At 71.0% G+C, this 19551-nt stretch carries 19 protein-coding genes; 12 read left to right on the forward strand and 7 right to left on the reverse strand.

The features are described from left to right. The first annotated feature begins 40 nt into the window (after positions 1–40). Positions 41–817, forward strand: a complete 777-nt coding sequence (locus ACIRG9_RS01745) for a PPOX class F420-dependent oxidoreductase (protein WP_402848631.1) — start codon at positions 41–43, stop codon at positions 815–817. Here ACIRG9_RS01745 and ACIRG9_RS01750 read toward each other — a convergent pair. Further along, a complete protein-coding gene (locus ACIRG9_RS01750; protein ID WP_402848634.1) occupies positions 814–1428 on the reverse strand; it encodes a TMEM175 family protein in 615 nt (204 codons plus the stop codon). The two genes, ACIRG9_RS01745 and ACIRG9_RS01750, sit on opposite strands and share 4 nt — an antisense overlap. Positions 1429–1537: 109 nt before the next feature. Here ACIRG9_RS01750 and ACIRG9_RS01755 point away from each other — a divergent pair, with 109 nt between their 5' ends. From ACIRG9_RS01755 to ACIRG9_RS01765, 3 genes are read left to right on the forward strand one after another with little or no spacing between them, the layout of a single operon-like run. Next, positions 1538–2062, forward strand: a complete 525-nt coding sequence (locus ACIRG9_RS01755; RefSeq protein WP_402848637.1) for a PadR family transcriptional regulator — start codon at positions 1538–1540, stop codon at positions 2060–2062. Then, complete coding sequence (locus tag ACIRG9_RS01760) at positions 2059–2730, forward strand: ABC transporter ATP-binding protein (protein ID WP_402848640.1); 672 nt, start codon at positions 2059–2061, stop codon at positions 2728–2730. The genes ACIRG9_RS01755 and ACIRG9_RS01760 overlap by 4 nt, the downstream gene beginning before the upstream one ends. Beyond that, entirely contained in the window at positions 2727–4988 is a 2262-nt protein-coding gene (locus ACIRG9_RS01765) for an FtsX-like permease family protein (RefSeq protein ID WP_402848642.1), read from the forward strand. The genes ACIRG9_RS01760 and ACIRG9_RS01765 overlap by 4 nt, the downstream gene beginning before the upstream one ends. Before the next feature lie 48 nt (positions 4989–5036). Here the strand turns inward: ACIRG9_RS01765 and ACIRG9_RS01770 are convergent, their stop codons facing one another. Next, positions 5037–5390 carry a nitroreductase/quinone reductase family protein gene (locus ACIRG9_RS01770; RefSeq protein ID WP_402848644.1) on the reverse strand — a complete coding sequence of 118 codons (354 nt, stop codon included), beginning with the start codon at positions 5388–5390 and terminating at the stop codon, positions 5037–5039. A gap of 194 nt (positions 5391–5584) precedes the next feature. On the opposite strand from ACIRG9_RS01770, the gene ACIRG9_RS01775 reads away from it, so the two are divergent. Continuing rightward, entirely contained in the window at positions 5585–6520 is a 936-nt protein-coding gene (locus ACIRG9_RS01775; RefSeq protein WP_402848647.1) for a PrsW family intramembrane metalloprotease, read from the forward strand. Positions 6521–6714: 194 nt separating this feature from the next. Beyond that, complete coding sequence (locus ACIRG9_RS01780) at positions 6715–7578, forward strand: NBR1-Ig-like domain-containing protein (protein WP_402848650.1); 864 nt, start codon at positions 6715–6717, stop codon at positions 7576–7578. 63 nt (positions 7579–7641) lie between these two features. On the opposite strand, the gene ACIRG9_RS01785 is transcribed toward ACIRG9_RS01780, so the two are convergent. The 3 genes from ACIRG9_RS01785 to ACIRG9_RS01795 all read right to left on the reverse strand — a co-directional run bounded on the left by ACIRG9_RS01785 (position 7642) and on the right by ACIRG9_RS01795 (position 9233). After that, on the reverse strand, positions 7642–8055 hold the full coding sequence (locus tag ACIRG9_RS01785; protein ID WP_402848653.1) for a spore-associated protein A: 414 nt from the start codon (positions 8053–8055) through the stop codon (positions 7642–7644). A gap of 33 nt (positions 8056–8088) precedes the next feature. Continuing rightward, a complete protein-coding gene (locus ACIRG9_RS01790; protein ID WP_402848656.1) occupies positions 8089–8499 on the reverse strand; it encodes a spore-associated protein A in 411 nt (136 codons plus the stop codon). A 152-nt stretch (positions 8500–8651) separates the two neighbouring features. After that, complete coding sequence (locus tag ACIRG9_RS01795; protein ID WP_402848659.1) at positions 8652–9233, reverse strand: TetR/AcrR family transcriptional regulator; 582 nt, start codon at positions 9231–9233, stop codon at positions 8652–8654. 71 nt (positions 9234–9304) lie between these two features. Here ACIRG9_RS01795 and ACIRG9_RS01800 point away from each other — a divergent pair, with 71 nt between their 5' ends. Further along, positions 9305–9796, forward strand: coding sequence for an FBP domain-containing protein (locus tag ACIRG9_RS01800; protein WP_402848662.1), 492 nt, complete (start codon positions 9305–9307; stop codon positions 9794–9796). A 78-nt stretch (positions 9797–9874) separates the two neighbouring features. Here ACIRG9_RS01800 and ACIRG9_RS01805 read toward each other — a convergent pair whose 3' ends face one another. Beyond that, on the reverse strand, positions 9875–12004 hold the full coding sequence (locus tag ACIRG9_RS01805; protein WP_402848664.1) for an MMPL family transporter: 2130 nt from the start codon (positions 12002–12004) through the stop codon (positions 9875–9877). Positions 12005–12187: 183 nt separating this feature from the next. On the opposite strand from ACIRG9_RS01805, the gene ACIRG9_RS01810 reads away from it, so the two are divergent. The 4 genes from ACIRG9_RS01810 (at position 12188) to ACIRG9_RS01825 (ending at position 15582) form a co-directional block, all read left to right on the forward strand. Further along, positions 12188–12700 (forward strand): SigE family RNA polymerase sigma factor, encoded by a 513-nt coding sequence (locus tag ACIRG9_RS01810; protein ID WP_402848667.1) that lies wholly within the window; start codon positions 12188–12190, stop codon positions 12698–12700. Next, complete coding sequence (locus tag ACIRG9_RS01815; RefSeq protein WP_402848669.1) at positions 12697–13542, forward strand: hypothetical protein; 846 nt, start codon at positions 12697–12699, stop codon at positions 13540–13542. The genes ACIRG9_RS01810 and ACIRG9_RS01815 overlap by 4 nt, the downstream gene beginning before the upstream one ends. Positions 13543–13681: 139 nt before the next feature. After that, positions 13682–14986, forward strand: coding sequence for a sensor histidine kinase (locus ACIRG9_RS01820; protein WP_402848672.1), 1305 nt, complete (start codon positions 13682–13684; stop codon positions 14984–14986). Then, on the forward strand, positions 14938–15582 hold the full coding sequence (locus ACIRG9_RS01825; RefSeq protein WP_402848675.1) for a response regulator: 645 nt from the start codon (positions 14938–14940) through the stop codon (positions 15580–15582). Before ACIRG9_RS01820 ends, ACIRG9_RS01825 begins: the two co-directional genes overlap by 49 nt. A 122-nt stretch (positions 15583–15704) precedes the next feature. On the opposite strand, the gene ACIRG9_RS01830 is transcribed toward ACIRG9_RS01825, so the two are convergent. Further along, the gene (locus ACIRG9_RS01830) at positions 15705–17147 is read right to left on the reverse strand and encodes a M28 family metallopeptidase (RefSeq protein ID WP_402848677.1); all 1443 of its coding nucleotides are present in this window, start codon (positions 17145–17147) and stop codon (positions 15705–15707) included. A 239-nt stretch (positions 17148–17386) separates the two neighbouring features. Between ACIRG9_RS01830 and ACIRG9_RS01835 the strand changes: the two genes are divergently transcribed. Next, the gene (locus ACIRG9_RS01835; protein WP_402848680.1) at positions 17387–19540 is read left to right on the forward strand and encodes an MMPL family transporter; all 2154 of its coding nucleotides are present in this window, start codon (positions 17387–17389) and stop codon (positions 19538–19540) included. Positions 19541–19551: the final 11 nt, after the last annotated feature.

Raw genomic sequence — 19551 nt, forward strand, 5'->3', positions numbered from 1 at the left:
TCGCTCGTCACATCGCCGGCCGTCGGGCCGTCTCCAAGCCATGAGAGCACTGGTACGTGGCGTGGCCGCGCTGCTCGGCGTGGCGTCGGTGGTGGTCGGGGTGTGGGCGCTGACCCGCCCGGACTCGTTCAGCTCTGCGGTGGGCTTCCCGCCGCACGAGCACTTCGTGCACGACGTCGGGGCGTTCCAACTCGGTATCGGGGTGACCGTGCTGCTGGCGCTGATCTGGGCGGACGCGCTGGCGGTCGGGCTGGCCGGATACGCCGTCGGTGGGGCGGCGCACACGGTGTCGCACGTGCTCGACACGCCGCTCGGCGGCAGCGCGGCGCAGACCTGGGCGGTCGGGCTGTCGACGGTCCTGGCCGTGGTCGCGTTGGTCGCCCGGCTGCGGCAGCTCGGGTGGGTGGTCGGGTACGTCGATCCCGCCCCGGCTTCCGCCTGGGCGCCGCTGGTACGGCAGAAGACGGTGGTGCTGACGACGGTCAAGCGGGACGGGACGGTGGTGCCGACGGCGGTGAGCGTCGCGGTGGCCGGGGAGCGGGCGTACGTGCGCAGCTTCGAGAAGGCGTGGAAGACCAGGCGGATCCGCAACAATCCGCGGGTGACCGTGGCGCCGTCGACGGCGTTGGGGAAGCCGACCGGGACGCCGGTGGAGGCGGTCGCTCGGCGGTTGAGCGGGAATGAGTACCGGGCGGCCAGCCGAGCGTTGGCACGCAAGCACCCGATGCTGCACGGGGTGCTGGTGCCGTTGACGCACCGGTTGGGGCGGCGCAGGACCGGCCGTACCGTCCACTTCGAGCTGACTTCGGTGGCCTAGCCGGCGGTTTCGTGCTCGCGGACGACCCGGTCGATGCGGCGGTCGGGTACGACCCACATGATCGCCACGGTGACGAAACACGCCAGGGCGAGCCCGACTCCGATGCGCCCGCTCCGGTCGATCAGCAGGGCGCTGAGGATACCGGCGACGTAGAACACGGGGGAGATCTTGCCCTTGATGTCGGCGCCGACGGCCCGCCGCAGCACCGACGCCGGTCCCTGCTGCCGGATGATCACCGCCTGCAGGACCCAGTACGCGATGGCGGCGCTGAGCAGGTTGAGGCCGTAGACGACGACCGGGGTCGGTTCGAACCGTGAGTCGTCGACCCAGGCGGTCGTCAGCGGGAACAGCGACAGGCAGAACAGCAGTGCCAGGTTCGCCCAGAGCACTCCGCCGGTGACCTGCCGTACCAGGTGGAACATGTGGTGGTGGTTGCTCCAGTAGATGCCGATGTAGATGAAGGTGAGCAGGTAGGTCAGCAGCCCGACGCCGGTCGTGCGGACCAGGTCGGAGAGATCGTGACCGGCCGGGACCTTCAGCTCCAGCACGATGATCGTGATGACGATGGCGAGGACGCCGTCGCTGAACGCCTCCAGCCGGTTGGTCGGCACCGGGTAATCATCTCCTCTCTCTCCGTCAAGCGGCGGCGCCTTCCGTGACCCGAGTGGATATTCGCGGGGGATATATACGCGGGGTATACGCTGAGGGTATGGTGTCGCCATGAGCGTTCCCATGACCCTGCTCGGCCTGCTCGAACGCGAGCCCAGCCACGGCTACGACCTGAAGCGCGACTACGACTCCTTCTTCAGCCGCGGCAAGCCGCTGCCGTTCGGCCAGGTCTACGCGACCCTCGGCCGGCTCACCCGGGACGGAAAGATCGTGGTCGGCGAGGTCGAGCCGGGCGTCGGGCCCGAGCGCAAGCGCTACGTCATCACCGACCGGGGCGCGACCGAGTTCGAGTCGTGGCTGACCGAACCGGTCGAGGCCGAGCCCAACCTGCAGACCGTGCTGTTCAGCAAGGTCGTGCTGGCCCTCATGCTCGACCGCCCCGCCGAGGAATACCTCGACCGGCAGCGCGCCACCCACCTGCGGCGGATGCAGGAGCTCACCGAGCTGCGGCGCAGCGGCGACGTGGTCGACGCCATGCTGGCCGACCACGGCCTGTTCCACCTCGACGCCGACCTGCACTGGATCGACACCACGATCGCCCGGCTGGACGCCCTCCGGAAGGTGGTGCGCGGATGAAGGCCATCGAGGCGCGGGACGTCCGGCTGTCCTTCGGCGAGACCCCGGCACTGCGCGGCGCCAGCATCGCGGTGGCCCCGGGCGAGATCGTCGCCATCATGGGGCCGAGCGGCTCCGGGAAGTCGACCCTGCTGCACTGCCTGGCCGGGATCCTGGTCCCCGACGCGGGGGAGATCCACTTCGACGGCCGCCGGATCGACACCCTGAGCGAGCAGGAGCGCAGCGTCCTGCGCCGGGACCAGTTCGGGTTCGTGTTCCAGTTCGGGCAGCTCGTACCGGAGTTGACCGCGGCGGAGAACGTCGCGCTGCCGCTGCTGCTCGGTGGCGTCAAGCGGGCCGCCGCGCTCAAACAGGCCCGACCCTGGTTCGAGCGGCTCGGCCTGGACGGGCTGGAGCACCGCCGCTCCGGCGAACTCTCCGGCGGTCAGGCGCAACGGGTCGCGCTGGCCCGCGGCCTGGTCGCCCGGCCCGGGGCGCTGTTCGCCGACGAGCCGACCGGGGCGCTCGACACGCTGACCGGCGAGCAGGTCATGGACCTGCTGGTCGCCTCCGCCCGCGAGGAGGGCACCACCGTCGTGCTGGTCACCCATGAGGCCCGCGTCGCCGCGTACGCCGACCGGCAGGTCATCGTGCGCGACGGCAAGGTGAACGCGCTGGTGCTCTCGTGATCCGGTTCGGTCTGCGGCTGTCGTTGGCCGGTGGTCGGGAGGCCGCCACCCGGCTTCTCATCATCGCCGCCGCGGTGGCGCTCGGCGTCGGCATGCTCCTGGCCACGGTCGCCGGCATGAACGCGGTCGGCGCGCAGAACCAGCGGTACGGCTGGCTCAACACCGCCACCGTCCCGGCATCCTCCCCCGAGGCGTCGGCCAGTCAGCTGTGGTGGCTGCTGCGGGAGGACTACTACCACGGCCGATCCATCGGCCGGGTGGACATCGCGGTGGCGGGCCCGGACGCGCCCGTCCCGCCGGGCATCGAGCACCTGCCCGGGCCGGGCGAGTACTACGTCTCGCCCGCCCTCGGCGAGCTGCTGCGGGCCACCCCGGCCGCGGAACTCGGCGACCGCTTCCCCGGCCACGAGATCGGCACGATCGGCCCGGCGGCGCTGCCCTCGCCCGACTCGCTGCTGATCGTCGTCGGCCGCACCCCGGCAGAGCTGGAGCCGCTCGGGGCTCGGAAGGTCCCCCAGATCATGACCCTCTCGCCGAGTGACTGCAGCAGCGGCTGCCGGATCGGGATCAACCAGGCCGGCATGACGCTCGTGCTCTCCATCGTCGCCGCCGCGCTGCTCTTCCCGGTGCTCATCTTCATCGGCACCGCGACCCGGTTGGCCGCCACCCGCCGGGAGCAGCGCTTCGCCGCGATGCGGCTGGTCGGTGCCACCCCACGGCAGATCTCCCTCATCTCGGCCGTGGAGTCGACCCTCGCCGCCTCGGTGGGCGCCGCCGTCGGGTTCGGCCTGTTCTTCGCCGCCCGGCCGGCACTCGCCGGGATCCCGTTCACCGGCGAACCGTTCTTCGCCGGCGACCTGTCACTCTCGATCGTCGACGTCCTGGCGATCGCGCTCGGCATCCCGCTCGGCGCCGTCGGGGCCGCCTGGCTGGCACTGCGCCGCGTGCAGATCTCGCCGCTGGGCGTGAGTCGGCGGGTCACCCCGAAGCCGCCGCGCGTCTGGCGGCTGATCCCGCTGGCCGCCGGGCTGGCCGAGCTGACGTACTTCATCGGCCGGCGTCCCCCCACCACCAACGGCCAGATCACCGCGTACCTCTCCGGGTTTGTGCTGATCATGGTCGGGCTCGTCGTGGCCGGACCCTGGCTGACCATGGTCGGTGCCCGGCTGCTGGCCGGACGGGCGAGCCGACCCGCCGCGCTCATCGCCGGGCGGCGGCTCGCGGACAACCCGCAGGCCGGCTTCCGGTCCGTCAGCGGACTGATCGTGGCGCTCTTCGTGACCAGCGTGGCCACCGGCACGATCACCACGTTCGTCGCCAACCGCGGCGCGCCGCGCACCGACTCGGTGGCCGCCACCTCGCTGAGCAAGGAATTCCGGCCCGAGGAGGGACTACCCGTGCCGACCGCCGACCAGATCCCGGCCGGGCTCAGCACGATCCCCGGGGTGCGCAGCGTGACCCTGGTCCGCGCCAATCCGGTCGACCGCCCACCGGTCGAGGTTCTGTCGAAGCCGGCGAATTCCGTTTCCGCCGCCTATCGGGACTGGTGGCCAGGCGTCATCACCTGCGCCGAGCTGGACCGCCTGGCGGTGTTCGGCAGCTGCCCGGCCGGCGCGCAGGTCGCGGCCGTGCCCGACGATCTCATCGGCATGCGCGCGTTCGACCTGACCAGTGACACCTACGTCTGGGGTGCCGCCGACATGGCCCCCGAGGAGGTCGACCGGCAGCCGATCCGGTCGGTGGTCGTCAACACGACCAGCCGCGCCGCGTTCGAGCAGGCCCGGACCATGCTGATCGACGCGTTTCCGCAGGGGCGCTTCCCGGCGAGTACCGGCGAGTGGGAGTCGAACTCCCGGCGGCAGATGAACCAGTTCCAGCAGTTGGCCAACGTGATCATGCTGGCCAGCCTGCCAATCGCGGGCTGCAGCCTGGCCGTCAGCGTGGCCGGCGGGCTCAGCGACCGGAAACGCCCGTTCAGCATGCTGCGGCTGACCGGGATGCAGCTGCGTACGCTGCGCGGGGTGGTCGCGCTGGAGACCGTCGTACCGCTGCTGCTCGTCGCCGTGGTGGCGATCGGGATGGGCTTCCTGGCCGCGCACCTGTTCCTGCGGGCGCAGCTGCACTACACGCTGCTGGCGCCGGGCGGGTCGTTCTATCTCATGGTCGGCGGTGGGCTGGCCGTGTCGCTGGGCATCGTCGCCCTGACGCTGCCGCTGCTGCGCCGGATCACCGGACCGGAGACGGCCCGCAACGAGTAGGTGCTCCCGGGGTGGGTCCGGCGACGCCGTCGGGCCCACCCGCCCGGGTCACCCGAGCGGCACCTGGACGGCGACGTCGCGCTTGGGGTAGTAGGCCTCCACCTTGTTCGCGCCATACTTGTCGCGGAACAGCTGCACGATGTGTCGGACCCGGTCCGAGTCGGTGATCGGGGTGGCGCTGGAGCTCAACGCCGTTCCGTTCGCGGCCACCTGGATCATCGGCGTGCGCCGCACGTTCTTGTACCAGTCGCTGTTCGAGCCGGTCACCGGAACCAGGAACACGCTGTCTTCCTCCTGCACGAACCACACCGGGTGCGAGATCTGCCGCCCGGTCCTCCGCCCGGTTGTGGTGAGCTCGACTTCGTCGACGCCCTCGAGAGCGTCCCTGATCGCGTTGGCCACGATGCCTCCCGACAGCTTCCCGACCTGCTCCCACCCGCCAGGCTATGGAGCTTCCCCGCGGGTAGGTGAGCTTTTTTCGTAATGCTCCTTTTGTGTGGTCCGCGCGCCTTTAGGCTGGGAACGCGGCCCTCAGACCCATCCGTCGAGCGGGGTGCCGGAGGACGTGGACGCGGTCGAGTTCCGAGGAGGCGGTGGTGGCAGAGGCAACCCCCGAGCCGCCCCCTCCGGCGATACGCCGGCGGGCGTGGCTGCGAATCTTCTGGGTCGGCCTGGTGCTGTGGCTGGCCACCGTGCTGATCATTTTCGCGACCGGCAACCCCAATCTGGTGCCGACCCTGGTGCTGCTGGGCAGCTTCCTGGTGCCGGTGACGTTCGTGGCGTGGGCCTTCGAGCGCCGGGAAACCGGTGAGCTCACCCCGGGCCTGATCCTCAACACGTTCATCGCCGGCGGTGTGGCGGGCGTGCTGGCCGCCTCGCTGCTCGAGTCCTACCTGCTGCGCAGCTCGTCGGTGTTGGTGTTCCTCGGCGTGGGGCTCATCGAGGAGGCCGTGAAGCTCGCGGTGCTGGCGTTCCTGGCCCGGCACCTGCACCACAAGGCGGTACGCGACGGCGCCATCCTCGGCGCCTCCGTCGGGTTCGGCTTCGCGGCCTTCGAAACCGCCGGCTACGCCTTCACCTCGCTGTTCACCGCGCACGGGCTGTCGGTGACCCAGTTGGTGGGGACCGAGGTGCTGCGCAGCGTGATCGCACCGTTCGGGCACGGCCTGTGGACCGCGATCCTCGGCGCGGTCCTCTTCTCCTCCAGCACTCGGGAACACTTCACCGTCACCGGGCGGCTCATCCTGTCTTACCTGGGCGTGGCCCTGCTGCACGCCTTCTGGGACGCGATCCGGGTGATCGCGCTGTTGCTGACCCTGCTGTTCACCGGTGGAGTGGTACGCCACGGCCGGATCGTCCAGCCCACCGGCGGCCAGCTGGTGGTGGCCACCGCGCTGGAATGGATAGGGCTCGCGATCGTGGCGCTCATCGGGGTCCTCTGGCTGCGGGCGGTGCTGCGCTCGGAGCACCGCCCGCAGCCAGCGCCTCCTGCGGGCGGGTGGCGGGTGCCGATCCGCCCACCCCGTACCTGAGATCGCAACACGGCAGTCCGTCGTCCGTAGCTTGAAATACACGGATATTGTCGCCCCTGCGCCGGATGCGTGACCGCGCTTGCGTGGTCGGTTCTGACGAGGTTGGGGACATGGAACAAGAAACGCAAGGTCAGCATCGGATACCGCGACGGCGAGGGCGACGGCCGACGCGCCCCGATCCAGATTCGGGCCCGGTGGGCGCCTTCGCCGACCGCCTGTTGCGACTGAAACAGGCGGCGGGCGATCCCTCGTACGAGGAGATGGCCGTGCGCCTGGGCGCGGCCGCCTCGAAGTCGTCGCTGGCCGCCGCGGCCCAGGGCCGGAGTCTTCCCAGTTGGGAGACGACATGGGAGTTCGTGCGCGTTCTCGCCGTCGACCGGTTGGGTCACGACCCGGTGGAAACCGAGCAGGAGTGGCAGGAGCGCTGGACACAGGCCAGGGCTGTCCGGCATTCGGCGGACACCGCCTCGACGGCCGATGCGGCGCCGGAGGCCGGGACGTCGGAGGCCGGGACGTCGGAGGCCGAGGCAGCGGAGGCTTCGGCCGCCGTCGAGCCTCCACCCCCCTGGCTGCGCGACCGCCGGCGTCTCGGCATCGCCGGCGTGGCTGCGGCCATGGCTGCCCTCACCGGTGCCGGTGTCACCTTCGTCGTTCTCGATCAGCACAGGGATGAGAGCGACGTCGGCGTGGCACCCACGATCGTCGCTCCACCCGATAATGACGACTCTCGGTTCGAAGGCGACATCACCTATCCCGACGGGACTCTGGTGTCGCCGAACTCCTCGTTCACGAAGGTCTGGAGGATCCGCAACACCGGCACGGTGGTCTGGGCCAACCGCTTCTTGGCGCGGGTCAACGAAACACCGTGCCGAGCGCCGGAGGAGGTCGCCATCCCGCAGACCAGGCCGGGAGAGGCGGTGGACATCGCGGTGTCCGTCCAGGCCCCCAGCGAGCCCGGGAGCTGCAAAATCTTCTGGAAGATGGCCGACGAGCAGGGGCGGATGCTCTTCCCGCTCAAGCGTCCCATCTTCCTGGACGTACGGGTCGGTGGCTCGTAGGGTCCCGCGTCAACCAGCGAAGCCCTGCCGGATCGCACCGGCAGGGCTTCGTCCCGAGGTGGGTCAGCCGCAGTTGGTGCCGCGCTTACCGCCCTCGGTGCCGCTGATCCGGCCCATCCAGTCCACGCACTTGCCCGCCGCCGACAGGTAGATCGGGCCGGCGTAGGACGTGAAATAGTTGCCCTCGTAGGCGGGCCAGTGGGTTCCGACCGGGTTGATCCCCAGACCCACCTCGATGAGCACGGCCGATCCGGCGGTGTCCCGCTTGGCGACCGCGCAGTTCTTGCCCGTGGCCGAGCTGTAGGTGAGGAACACGGTCCCCTTGGTGCCAATCGCGGCGGAGTTCACGACGCTGTAGCCGGACCCGCACTCGCCCCCGTAGGTGGCGGCGTACGCCGGGGTCGCCGCAGCCAACGCCCCGGCCACCACGGTGGCGCTCAGGGCGACCGTTGCGGCGGTGCTCCTGACGAGCTTCATTGCACTCCTCTCCGGTGCGTGCTGTCGTTCGGGTCAGCCGCAGTTGGTGCCGTTGCGGCTCACGGTGGCCGTTCCGATGGTGCCCTTCCAGTCGACGCACGAGCCCGCCGCCGACACGTAGACCGGGCCCGCGTAGGTCGTGTAGTTGCCGACGTCCTTGACCCAGGTCGTGGTGCCGGACTTGCGGAGCCACGCCTCCATGGGCGCGGCGGCCCCCGGCTTCTCCCGGATGGTGACGACGCAGTTCTTTCCGGTGGACGCGTTGTAGGTCAGGTACGTCGTGCCGCGGAGGTCGGGGAAGTCGGCCACGCCGACGAGGTTGTAGCCGGAGCCACACTGCCCGCCGTAGAGCGCCGCCTGCGCGGGGGTGGCGAAGACCAGGGCTCCCGCCGTGACGGCGACCGCCGTGAGTCCCATCGCGGCGGCTTTCTGCGGAATGCGCATGAAGTTCCCTTTCTACTGTGGATTGCCGCGAATGACGCTGCCAGGCGACGCCGGCCGACACCAAGTGATCTACGTCCAGCGATCCTCCAGTGGACTATTCGGAGAAATAGTCCCCAGGTCAGCGGCTCGGCCGAGGGGAGCGCAGCGCGGCTCTAACTGGCGTCCGTGGGCGCGGGCCAGTTCCGCAGCAGGGCGTCGAGGGCGTCCATGATCCGTACCCAGCTTTCCGCGCTGTCCGGGGCGCTGTGGCCGAACCCGCCGTCCAGCTCCAGGCTTACGTAGCCGTGGAAGACGCTGCCCAGCAGCCGGACGGCGTGCGTCTGGTCCGGCTCGGCCAGGTCGTAGCCGCGCAGGATCGCCCGGGTCAGTTGCGCGTGCCGGCCGCCGGCGCTGGCGGCCGCCGTTTCGGGGTCGAGCCGGAGACGGGCCGCGGCGTAGCGGCCGGGATGCTCCCGGGCGTAGTCCCGGTAGACGTTGGCGAGGGCGGCCAGCGCGTCCCGGCCGGCCCGACCGGCCAGGGCATCGGCGGCGCGGACGGCCATCTCGTCCAGGGCGAGCAGGGCGATCCTGGTCCGCAGGTCCTGGGAGTTCCGTACGTGCGAGTAGAGGCTCGCGACCGCGACGTCGAAGCGCCGGGCGAGCGCCGAGACGGTCACCTGGTCGAAGCCGACCTCGTCGGCGAGCTCAGCGCCCGCCCGGGTCAGGCGTTCCGTGGTCAGCCCTGCGCGTGCCATGCCCCTCCTCCCGTTACCGACAGCTATTATCTGGTTGCCTAAAGGCTTTAGGCAACTTAGCCTTGCCGCTCATGACACCCCTCACCGAGCAGGACATCCGTGCCGCCTTCGTGAACTGCACCAAGGGCGAGGCGAAGCGTCTGACCGTCCCGCGCGACCTGGCCGACCGCCCCTGGGACGACCTGGACTACCTCGGCTGGCGAGATCCGCAGGCGCCGGACCGCGCCTACCTGGTCACCGTCCTGGACGGCCGACCGACGGCCCTCGCGCTGCGCTGCCCCACCCCCGCCGTCCGGCAGCCACGCCGCAATATGTGCACGATGTGCCTCACCGCGCCGGCCGGTGGCGTCTCGCTGATGGTCGCCCGCAGGGCCGGGAAGGCCGGGCAGCAGGGCAACTCCGTGGGCACCTACCTCTGCAGCGACCTGGCCTGCTCCCTCTACCTGCGCGGCAAGAAGGACGCCGGGGCCGGCGCGCGGATGCACGAGTCGCTGACCCTGGAGGAGAAGATCCAGCGGACCGTGACGAACCTCCGCGGCTTCATCACCACCGTGACGGAGTGACCCCGGCGGCGCGCGGCAGGCTGACCGAAACCGGGCGCCGGCCATACCCTTGTGGGCACGGCCGGCGCCCGGAACCGCCTACGACGCCGCCGGGATCCGCTCGACCGGCGAGGCCGCGACCGGCCGGGCCGCGGGCCGGGCCAGGGCGCTTGGCCACCAGGTACGGCGGCCGACGTGCAGCGCCAGCGCCGGGACGAGCAGGCTGCGGACCAGGAACGTGTCGAGCAGCACCCCGACGCTGATGATCACCGCCATCTGCACGGACGGCACCAGCGGCAGCACGCTGAGCGCGCCGAACGTGGCCGCGAGGACCACGCCCGCGCTGGTGATCACCCCGCCGGTCACGGTCAACGCGTGCAGCACACCCTGCCGATGCCCGAGCCGCGCCGTCTCCTCCCGGGCCCGGGTGCTGAGGAAGATCGTGTAGTCGACGCCGAGGGCGACGAGGAACAGGAACGTCTGCAGCGGGATCGCGTCCCACAGCCCGGCATGCCCCATCGCGTCGAGGATCAGCCCGGCCGCGCCCAGCGCGGCGGCGTAGGAGAGGACCACGCTGGCGAGCAACAGCAGCGGCGCGACCAGCGCCCGCAACAGCAGCATCAGGATGACGAACACGACCGCCAGCACCAGCGGCGCGACGAGGCGGTTGTCGCGGTCGACGATGCGTTCCTCGTCGAGCACGTGCGCGGTCGGCCCGCCGACGAGGGCCTGCCCACCCGGCACGGTGTGCACCACGGCGCGGAGCCGGTCGACGGTGTCCATCGCCGCGTCGCTGTCCGGCGTGTCGGCCAGGACCGCCGCGATGCGCACCCAGCGGCCGTCCGGCGACCGTTCCGGCTCGCCGACCTCGGCCACCCCCGGCACGGCACGCGCGGCGGCCACCACCTGGTCGGCCGAACCAGCGGCGGCCAGGATCTCGGCGGGGGCCACGGATCCCCTCGGGTAGTGCGCCTCGATCATCCGCTGGCCGGTGACCGAACCGACCTCCGTGGTGAAGGATCCGTCGCTCGGCAGGCCGATGCTGAGGTTGCCGATACCGAAGGTCAGGGCGACCAGCACCGCCGCCGTACCCAACCAGACAGCGCGGGGCCGCCGGCCGACGAACCCGGCGATCCGCCGCCACACCCCGTGCTCGGCCGCCACGTCGGCCCCGACCGTCTCGGGGGAATACCGGGGCACGAACGGCCAGAACAGCCACCGCCCGAAGACGACCAGCACGGCCGGCAGCAGCGTGGTCATGGCCAGCAGCGCCGCGACGATCCCGACCGCGCCGACCGGCCCGAGCCCCCGGGTGGACGGCAGCTGCGCGGCGAGCAGGCACAGCAGGCCGAGCGCCACGGTCGCCGCCGAGGCGCCGATCGCGCCGATCGACCGGCGCAGCGCGACGGCCATCGCCGCGTGCCGGTCGGCGTGCCGGCGCAGCTCCTCCCGGTAGCGGGCGATGAGCAGCAGGGCGTAGTCCACACCGACGCCGAAGACCAGCACGGTCAGGATGCTCTGGCTCTGCAGGTCCACGGCCAGCCCGGCATGCTTGGCAAGCAGATAGACCACCGCGCCGGCGAGCTGGTTGGCCACCGCCACCGTGACGAGCGGGATCAACCACAGGACCGGGCTGCGGTACGTGACGAGCAGCAGCAACGCGACGGCGCCGGCGGTCGCCAGCAGCAGCGTGGTGTCCAAACCGGTGAACGCGTCGAACAGGTCGCCGTCGCCGCCGGCCTCGCCGGTCAGCGCCGTCCGCAAACCGTCGGGTACGTCAGCGGTGAGGCGATCCTTGATGTCGGTGACCGCGTCGGCGCGCTGGTCGGCGTCCCCGGCGACGGGAAAGGAGAACAGCAGCGCTCGTCCGTCGTCGCTGGGCTCCGGCGGGGAGATCTGGCCGCCGTCGGCGTACCGGGAAAACGCCGCGCGGTCGGCGTCGACCTTGGCGCGGTCGGCGTCGGTGAGCCCGGCCTCGCGGGCGTAGACGGCGACGGCCAGGGGCTGCTGCGAATCCGGGAACGCCTCCTGTGCCCGCTGCGCCGCCCGGCTGGCCTCGGCGCTGGCGGGCAGCGCGCCGAGGGCGTCGTTGTCCTGCACCTCGGTCAGCTTCAGCGCCAGCGGCCCGGCCACCGCGACGAGGACGAGCCAGAAGACGAGCATCGCGTACTTGCTGCGGCGGCCGGACGGCAGGCCGGCCAGTCGTTCCTTGTGCCTGGTCGTGGTCATAACGTCGATCCTTCGACCGGCGAAGATCGAAGGCAGGAGTGTCAGGTCCCGAAGACGGGTGGTGGTAGCACCACCGATTCCGGCGGCCGGGTGGCTCCTGCCTGCTGGCTATTTCGTTCCCCCGAGCAACCTCCCGAGTTGGACGTGGCGTGACTATCTCGCATCGGGGATAGGAGGTTCGGAATGAGCGATCGCGACACGGCGTTCGCGGAATATTTCGCCGCGAGGTCCGGCGCGATGCGTGGCACCGCGTACCTGCTCTGCGGCGACTGGCACCGGGCGGAGGACCTGGTCCAGACCGCGTTCACGAAGCTCTACCTGGCCTGGAACCGGGTGTCCCGGCACGAGGTGCTCGACGCCTACGTACGGCAGATCCTGGTCCGGACCTTCCTCGACGAACGGCGGCGGGGCTGGTGGCGGCGCGAACAGGTGGGCGGTGAGAACGCCGAACGACCCACACCGCCCGAATCGCCGGAGAACCGGTTGGTGATGCTCCAGTCGCTCGCCGCCCTGGCACCACGCCAGCGGGCCGTGCTGGTGCTCCGCTACTGGGAGGACCTGTCGGTCGAGGAGACCGCGACGCTGCTGGGCTGCTCGCCCGGAACGGTGAAGAGCCAGGCGGCCCGTGGCCTCGAGAACCTGCGGGACCTGCTACTGCCCGCATACAGCGGCACGATCGAGAAGGGGGAAGCATGAACGGGGAAGAGCTGCGCGAGGCGCTCCGCCACGAGATGGAGGCCGTCGTCCCGCCGCCACCGCTGGACACGGCCGCCGCGCTCGGCTCCGCACGGCGCGCCCGCACGCGCCGGCGTACCGGGTGGGCCTGCGCCGGGTCCGCGGCCGTGGTGCTGGCGGTCGCCGGCATCGCGGTGGTCGGCACCGAGGGTGCCGGCGGCATGGGTCCGACGGCTTTCGGGGCGAGGCCCCTTCCGGGCCCGTCGGGCGAGGGCACCGCGGAGCCGTGGCCGACCGGACCGGACGGCCGCCCGCAGGAGGACCGGACGGCGAAGGCCGGCAACCGGTACGACCAGGGGGTCAAACTGCTCGACGACCTCGTCGCCGTGGTGCCGGCCGGGTACGTCGTGCCGGAGAACCCGCCGAACGCGACCGTGGACGACGATCCGCCGCGCAGCACCCAGGCCGAGTTCGAGGAGAAGGTGAACGGCGTCGAGGTGTGGCGCTACACGTCCCTGGCCACCATCACCAAGGATGAGCGGACCGGGCGGGTGGCCGTCGAGGTGTACACCCGGGGGAACAAGCTCCCGACCGAACCGTGCGAGCTGACCCGGGAGTTCTGGAAGATGGAGGGTCAGTGCCAGGTGGTGACCGTCGGCAACACCGAGATCGGCGTCGTCGTCTATCCCACCACCGACCGGCGCTTCGAACAGTGGGCGGCCTACCGGCACCCGGACGGGGCGGTCACCTTCGTCGCGCAGAGCCGGTCCTTCGGCGGCCCCAAGAGCGGGCTGGAGGAACTGCCGTTCACCGTGCCGCAACTGGCTGCCCTCGCCATGGACGGACGGTTCCACCTCCAGTGACCGGGTGACAGCCGACGCTGTTCGCGTCCCTCGCCGGGCGGCCGCCAGCGGGTCCAGCCCTGGTGCCGCCCGGCGAGGAGACGCGGCGGGTGGTGGTAGCACCACCGATTCCGGCGGCTCGTGGGCGGAGAATGGCGCCGTGGAGACCTCCGTACGTGCCGTCGTCTGGCAGCAGATCCGGCCCGGCGTGGTCGCCGCCGGGCAGGGCCTGGCCGTGGCCCTGCTCAGCCTGACCACCAACGTGGCGCTCTTCACGCTGTCGGTGGTCGCGCTGGCGCTGATTCCGGCGTTCGGCATCGGGTTCGCGCTCTTCCCGGCGGTGACCGTGCTGGTGCGGGCGTCGCTGACGCTGCAACGCCGGCTGAGCCGGTGGGGCACGGCACCGATCGCCTCCCCGTACGCCCCGGTGCCCGCTGGTGCCGCACTCGGCACCTGGCGGCGGTTCCGGTGGGTGGTCGCGGACCCGGCGACCTGGCGGGACCTGGCCTGGCTGATCCCCGGCGCGATCACCGGCGGCGTCTGCCTGGCCGCGTTCGCCATTCCCGCGTACGGCCTCGAAGGCGTCCTGTTCGTGCCGCTGGTGCTGTATCTGACCATCGGCTGGTACGGCTACGGCGTGTTCTGGCCGATGGACAATTTCATCAAGGCGTGGCTCGCCGCACCGCAGGGCTGGCTGTTCCTGGCCGCCGGGCTGGCCGTCGGGCACTGGCTGCTGTGGCTGCACTTCCGGTTCGCCGGCTTCTTCCTCGCCCCCACCCGGGCGCAGGAGCTGGCTCTGCGGGTGCGGCAGCTGGCCGCCACCCGCGCCGACACCGTCGACACCCAGGCCGCCGAGCTGCGCCGGATCGAACGCGACCTGCACGACGGGGCGCAGGCTCGGCTGGTCGCGCTGCGGATGAGCATCGGCCTGGCCGAGAAGCTGATGGCCGACAACCCGGCGGCGGCGCAACGGCTGCTCAGCGAGGCGCAGGAGACCAGCGGCCACGCCCTCACCGAGCTGCGCGACCTGGTCCGCGGCATCTACCCGCCGGTGCTCGCCGAACGGGGCCTGGACGGGGCGGTGCAGGCGCTCGCCCTGGCCGTACCGCTGCCCGTGGAGCTCGACGTGCGGCTGCCCGGCAGCCCACCCGCGGCGGTCGAGTCCGCGGCGTACTTCGCGGTCGCCGAGGCGCTGGCCAACGTCACCAAGCACAGCGCCGCCACCCGCGCCTGGATCCAGGTTCAGCACCAGGACGGGGTGCTGAAAATGGTGGTCGGTGACGACGGTCGCGGCGGGGCCACCGTGGACGCGGGGACCGGCCTGGCCGGGGTACGCCGCCGGCTGACGGCATTCGATGGCACGATGACCGTGACGAGTCCGCCCGGCGGACCCACCGTCGTGACCATGGAGCTGCCGTGCGAGTTGTCATCGCCGAGGATCTCGCCCTCCTCCGGGACGGGCTGACCCGCATCCTCGACGCGTACGGGTGCAAGGTGGTCGAGGCCGTCGCCGACGGGCCGTCGGTGCTGCCGGCGCTCACCCGGCACCGTCCCGACGTCGCTGTCCTCGACGTACGCCTGCCACCCACCTTCACCGACGAGGGCCTGCAGGCGGCGCTCGCGGCCCGCGCGCAGATCCCCGGCCTGCCGATCCTGGTGCTGTCCCAGCATGTCGAGCAGCTGTACGCGCGGGAACTCCTGGCCGACAAGGCCGGCGGAGTCGGCTATCTGCTCAAGGACCGGGTGTCCGATGTGGGCCAGTTCATCGACGCGGTGCAGCGGGTGGCCGGCGGCGGCATGGTGATGGACCCGGAGGTGGTGTCGCAGCTGCTGGCCCGCAACAGCGGGGCGGAGCAGCTTCGGGGTCTCACCGCCCGGGAGCGGGAGGTGCTGGGGTTGATGGCGGAGGGGCGGTCGAACGCGGCGGTCGCGGGACGGCTGTTCGTGACGGAGAAGGCGGTCAGCAAGCACATCAACAACATCTTCAGCAAGCTGGGCATGCCGCCGTCGGAGGACGACAATCGCCGGGTGCTGGCGGTGCTCGCCTACCTGAACGGCTGAGTCTGTCGGGCCGCTGAGGGCCGATGAGCACGCGATCCGGCGCGGTGGCGGGTGCGAGAGCCGCACCCGCCACCGCGCCAGGTGTCACGCGCGTGGCGCTCGGAGCGCCGCGCGGGCTGCGGTCAGCGGGGGAATGCCACCGGGCTGCGGTAGCCGTCCCGGTTGACGGCCCGTACGCCGAAGAAGACGTTGTCCTTGGACAGGTCGACGGTCGCGGTGGTGACGTCGCCCACCTCGATGACATGGGTCCAGTCCGGCTCGGTCGTCTCCCGCCAGACCACCTCGTAGCCGGCCAGGTCCTCCTCCGTGCCCCGCTGCCAGGTCAAGGTGGTGTCGTTGGTGAGCGAGCTGGTGAGCATCCTCGCGTTCCTCGGGGTGCCTGGTGCCTGGGCCAGCGACCACATCGTTGCGCCGTTGACCCGGGCGACTCGGGTGATGTAGTCGAAGTCGCAGAATTCGGGCAGGTCGCCGTACTGTTTGCCGTCCATGATGCGGACGTCCTGGTGCTGGTGGGCGAAGTCCTCGTTCGGCTCGGTGAACCGGCCCGCCGGCCAGCCCTCCTGCAGGAAGGGGATGTGGTCGCTGCCGCGCAGGTAGCGGTCCCGCCGGTAGATCACCCGAACCTGCATGCCGGTGATGCTGTGCGGGTTGACGTCGGTGACGAAGCGGGCGAGCTGACGGGACGCTCCATCGTTCTCGCCACCGACCGACTGCCGGTTGGTCGCCTGTTGCGGCGTCTCGGAGGTCGGCACCCCCTCGGCGAAGAGCCGGACGGTGCGGTTGTCACGGGCGCCGTCGTCAGCGGTGCTGCTCCCGATGATGTCGTTACTGAACATGCCTTGGACGTCGGCCCCGGCGGCCTTGAGCTGCTTCGCCATGTACGTCGAGCCGTAGAGGCCCTGCTCCTCACCGGCGACCGCGGCGAAGATGACGGTGGCTCTGGTACGCCTCGTGGCCAGCACCCGGGCGAGCTCCATGATCACCGCCACGCCGGAGGCGTCGTCGTCGGCGCCCGGTGCGTCGCTGACGGCGTCGTCGACGTTGCTGGCCCGGGAGTCGTAGTGTCCGGTGATGACATACACCCGGTTCGGGTCGGCGTCGCCGTGCAGGGTGGCGATCACGTTGGTGATCTGGGTCGGCACCGGAATCCGGGAGGCCCGTCCCTGCAGGTAGGACTGGAGCTCGACGGTCATCCGGCCACCGGAGGCGGCGGCGTAGGCGAGCATCTCCTGGTGGATCCAGTCCCGGGCGGCGCCGATGCCACGCGCCGGGTCGGTCTGGCTGGACAGGGTGTGGCGGGTCCCGAAGGCGGCCAGCCGCCGCACGATTGCCTCGATGCGCGCCCCGTCGACCTCGGCGAGGAGCCGCTTGAGCTCGTTGTCGGGATGCTGGGGCTTGGCCGGCTTGCCCGGTCCGTCGATGCGGTGCGCGCCGGGGGCCGCTGCGGCGGGGGCGCCGATCAGAGGTACGGCCACAGTGGCTGCGGCGGTGGCGGCGGACGCGGTCAGGAAGGTCCGGCGGGTGGACCTTGTGGGTTCCGCGCCGGTTGGCTGTGAGGAGGTCATGCGACGATCGTGACCACTGACCAGGATCGATGTCTATATCAATTGATCGAAATTTGAGATTGGCCCGGCCGGGACTGGCGGCAGCAAGCTGGGAGCCCGTCGTCGGATGACAACCGACGGGCGCGGGCGATGTTGGCGCATTCGGACGGTTGACGGAGTGTCAGCGAGCCGTCTGAAAAGGTGTGCCCACCGGCACTAACATTCACGCGGGGTAGCCACGAACACACCGGGGGAAATCAATGTTCGAGCGGCTGGGCACATTCGTCGTACGCAGAGCGTGGTGGGTGATAGCCGGCTGGCTGCTGGCGGCCACCGCCATCATCGCCACCACACCGTCGCTGAGCGACATCACCTCCGCCGACCAGGAGAGCTTCCTGCCGCACTCCTACGAGTCGGTGCAGGCCACCGAGCTCGGCAAGAAGGCGTTCCCGCAGCAGGTCACCGCCACGGCGGTCATCGTGGTCAAACGCGCCGACGGGCAGAAGCTCACGCCGGCGGACGAGGCGAAGGTGGGCCAGTTCGCCGAGTCGCTCAAGGCCAGGAACATCTCCCACACCTCCGGCTACCAGACCGGCCCGCCGGCGGTAGCGCCGGACAAGTCGGTGCAGGTGGTCAACGTCGGGCTCGACGCGCCCACCCCGGACGACCCGGCGCTGCTCGACGCCGTACGCGATCTGCGGGCGGCCATCGGCCCGGAGCTGGCCGGCAGCGGGCTGAGCGCGGGCGTGGCCGGCGACGTGGCGAGCTACGTCGACAACGAGGACACCTTCAACGGGGCCTTCACCGTGGTCGGCATCGCGACAATCATCCTGATCATCGGGCTGATCCTGGTCATCTTCCGCAGCCCCATCGCCGCGCTGCTACCCGTGGTGGTCATCAGCCTCGTCATGACCGTCACCACCGGGCTCGTCGCTGCGGCGGGCAAGGCGTTCGACCTCAACGTCAGTCAGGACCTGTCGACGATCCTGCTGATCGTGCTGTTCGGCATCGGCACCGACTACATCCTGTTCCTGCTCTTCCGCTACCGCGAGCGGCTGCGCGCCGGCGACGACAAGCGCACCGCGATGGCGATCACCGTCGCGCGGGTCGGCGAGGTCATCACCTCGGCCGCCGGGGCGGTCATCGTCGCGTTCCTCGTGCTGCTCCTCGCCTCCCTCGGCTTCTTCGGCTCGCTCGGCCCGGCGCTCGCGATCGCCGTCGCCGTCATGCTGGTCACCTCGCTCACCCTCATCCCGGCGCTCGTCTCGCTGCTGGGCCGGTACGTGTTCTGGCCGTCGAAGGCCTGGAAGCGCGCCCCCAAGGCCACCATGTCGCACCGGCTCGGGACCGTCATCGGACGCCGGCCGGCGCTCGTCGCGGCGGCCTCCGGCGCCCTGCTGGTCGCGCTCGCCGCCGGCGTGCTGACCTACAAGGCCGACTACGACTTCAGCGCCGGCTTCCCCCAGGACACCGAGTCGGCGAAGGCCGCCGCGGACATGCAGCACGGGTTCGCCGCCGGTGCCCTCGCCCCCACCGAGGTCTACCTGACCACCGGCAACGGCTCGCCACTGACCGAGCAACAGGTCAACGACTTCGCCGCCGCCGCGGCGAAGGCCCCGGGGGTCGGCCAGGTGCAGCCCGCGGAGCACGGCAACGACCCGAGCGTGGTACGGGTCAACCTGCTGCTCGACAAGAACCCGGTCTCCAACGAGGCGATCGACCTCGTCCGCGACGACCTGCGCGACGCCGTACACGCGGCGGCCCCACCAGGCACCCGCGCGCTGGTCGGCGGAGCCACCGCGATCTTCGCGGACATCAACTCGGCGAACAACCGCGACCTGTCGGTCATCCTGCCGGTGGCGGCCGCCCTGATCGCGCTCATCCTCGCGCTGCTGCTGCGCAGCCTGGTCGCGCCGATCTATCTCGTGATCGCGGTGCTGCTCAACTTCGGCGCCACGCTGGGCGCCACCGTCTACCTCTTCCAAGGACTGCAGGACAAGCCCGGCGTCACCTTCCAGCTACCGATCATCCTCTATCTCTTCGTCGTCGCGATCGGCACCGACTACAACATCCTGATGATCGCCCGACTACGTGAAGAAGCACGGGAGGGCAACGAGCCGCACCAGGCCGCCGCCATCGGCGTGGAACACGCCGGCCCGACCGTCGCGGCAGCCGGCCTCATCCTGGCCGGCACGTTCGGGGTGCTGATGCTCGCGCCGATCTCGTTCCTGCAGCAGATGGGCTTCGCGGTGGCGATCGGCATCGTGCTGTCGGCCTTCGTGATGGCGATGTTCTTCGTACCGGCGTTGACCGCGCTGATCGGGCACGGCGCGTGGTGGCCGGGACATGGGGACGTACGGCCGGTCAAGGGGGCACACGCCGCCCCGGAGCCGGCGGGGGCTGCGAACCCGTAGACACGTGAACG

It is taken from the genome of Micromonospora sp. NPDC093277 (assembly GCF_044765245.1).
GTDB lineage: Bacteria > Actinomycetota > Actinomycetes > Mycobacteriales > Micromonosporaceae > Micromonospora.

What these genes read in the sequence shown, in the direction of transcription:
- ACIRG9_RS01790 (WP_402848656.1), bottom strand. Translation starts at nt 8,499, where the DNA reads ATGCGCATTCCGCAGAAAGCCGCCGCGATGGGACTCACGGCGGTCGCC.
- ACIRG9_RS01755 (WP_402848637.1), top strand. Translation starts at nt 1,538, where the DNA reads ATGAGCGTTCCCATGACCCTGCTCGGCCTGCTCGAACGCGAGCCCAGC.
- ACIRG9_RS01795 (WP_402848659.1), bottom strand. Translation starts at nt 9,233, where the DNA reads ATGGCACGCGCAGGGCTGACCACGGAACGCCTGACCCGGGCGGGCGCT.
- ACIRG9_RS01805 (WP_402848664.1), bottom strand. Translation starts at nt 12,004, where the DNA reads ATGACCACGACCAGGCACAAGGAACGACTGGCCGGCCTGCCGTCCGGC.
- ACIRG9_RS01835 (WP_402848680.1), top strand. Translation starts at nt 17,387, where the DNA reads ATGTTCGAGCGGCTGGGCACATTCGTCGTACGCAGAGCGTGGTGGGTG.
- ACIRG9_RS01785 (WP_402848653.1), bottom strand. Translation starts at nt 8,055, where the DNA reads ATGAAGCTCGTCAGGAGCACCGCCGCAACGGTCGCCCTGAGCGCCACC.
- ACIRG9_RS01745 (WP_402848631.1), top strand. Translation starts at nt 41, where the DNA reads ATGAGAGCACTGGTACGTGGCGTGGCCGCGCTGCTCGGCGTGGCGTCG.
- ACIRG9_RS01800 (WP_402848662.1), top strand. Translation starts at nt 9,305, where the DNA reads ATGACACCCCTCACCGAGCAGGACATCCGTGCCGCCTTCGTGAACTGC.
- ACIRG9_RS01760 (WP_402848640.1), top strand. Translation starts at nt 2,059, where the DNA reads ATGAAGGCCATCGAGGCGCGGGACGTCCGGCTGTCCTTCGGCGAGACC.
- ACIRG9_RS01815 (WP_402848669.1), top strand. Translation starts at nt 12,697, where the DNA reads ATGAACGGGGAAGAGCTGCGCGAGGCGCTCCGCCACGAGATGGAGGCC.
- ACIRG9_RS01810 (WP_402848667.1), top strand. Translation starts at nt 12,188, where the DNA reads ATGAGCGATCGCGACACGGCGTTCGCGGAATATTTCGCCGCGAGGTCC.
- ACIRG9_RS01830 (WP_402848677.1), bottom strand. Translation starts at nt 17,147, where the DNA reads ATGACCTCCTCACAGCCAACCGGCGCGGAACCCACAAGGTCCACCCGC.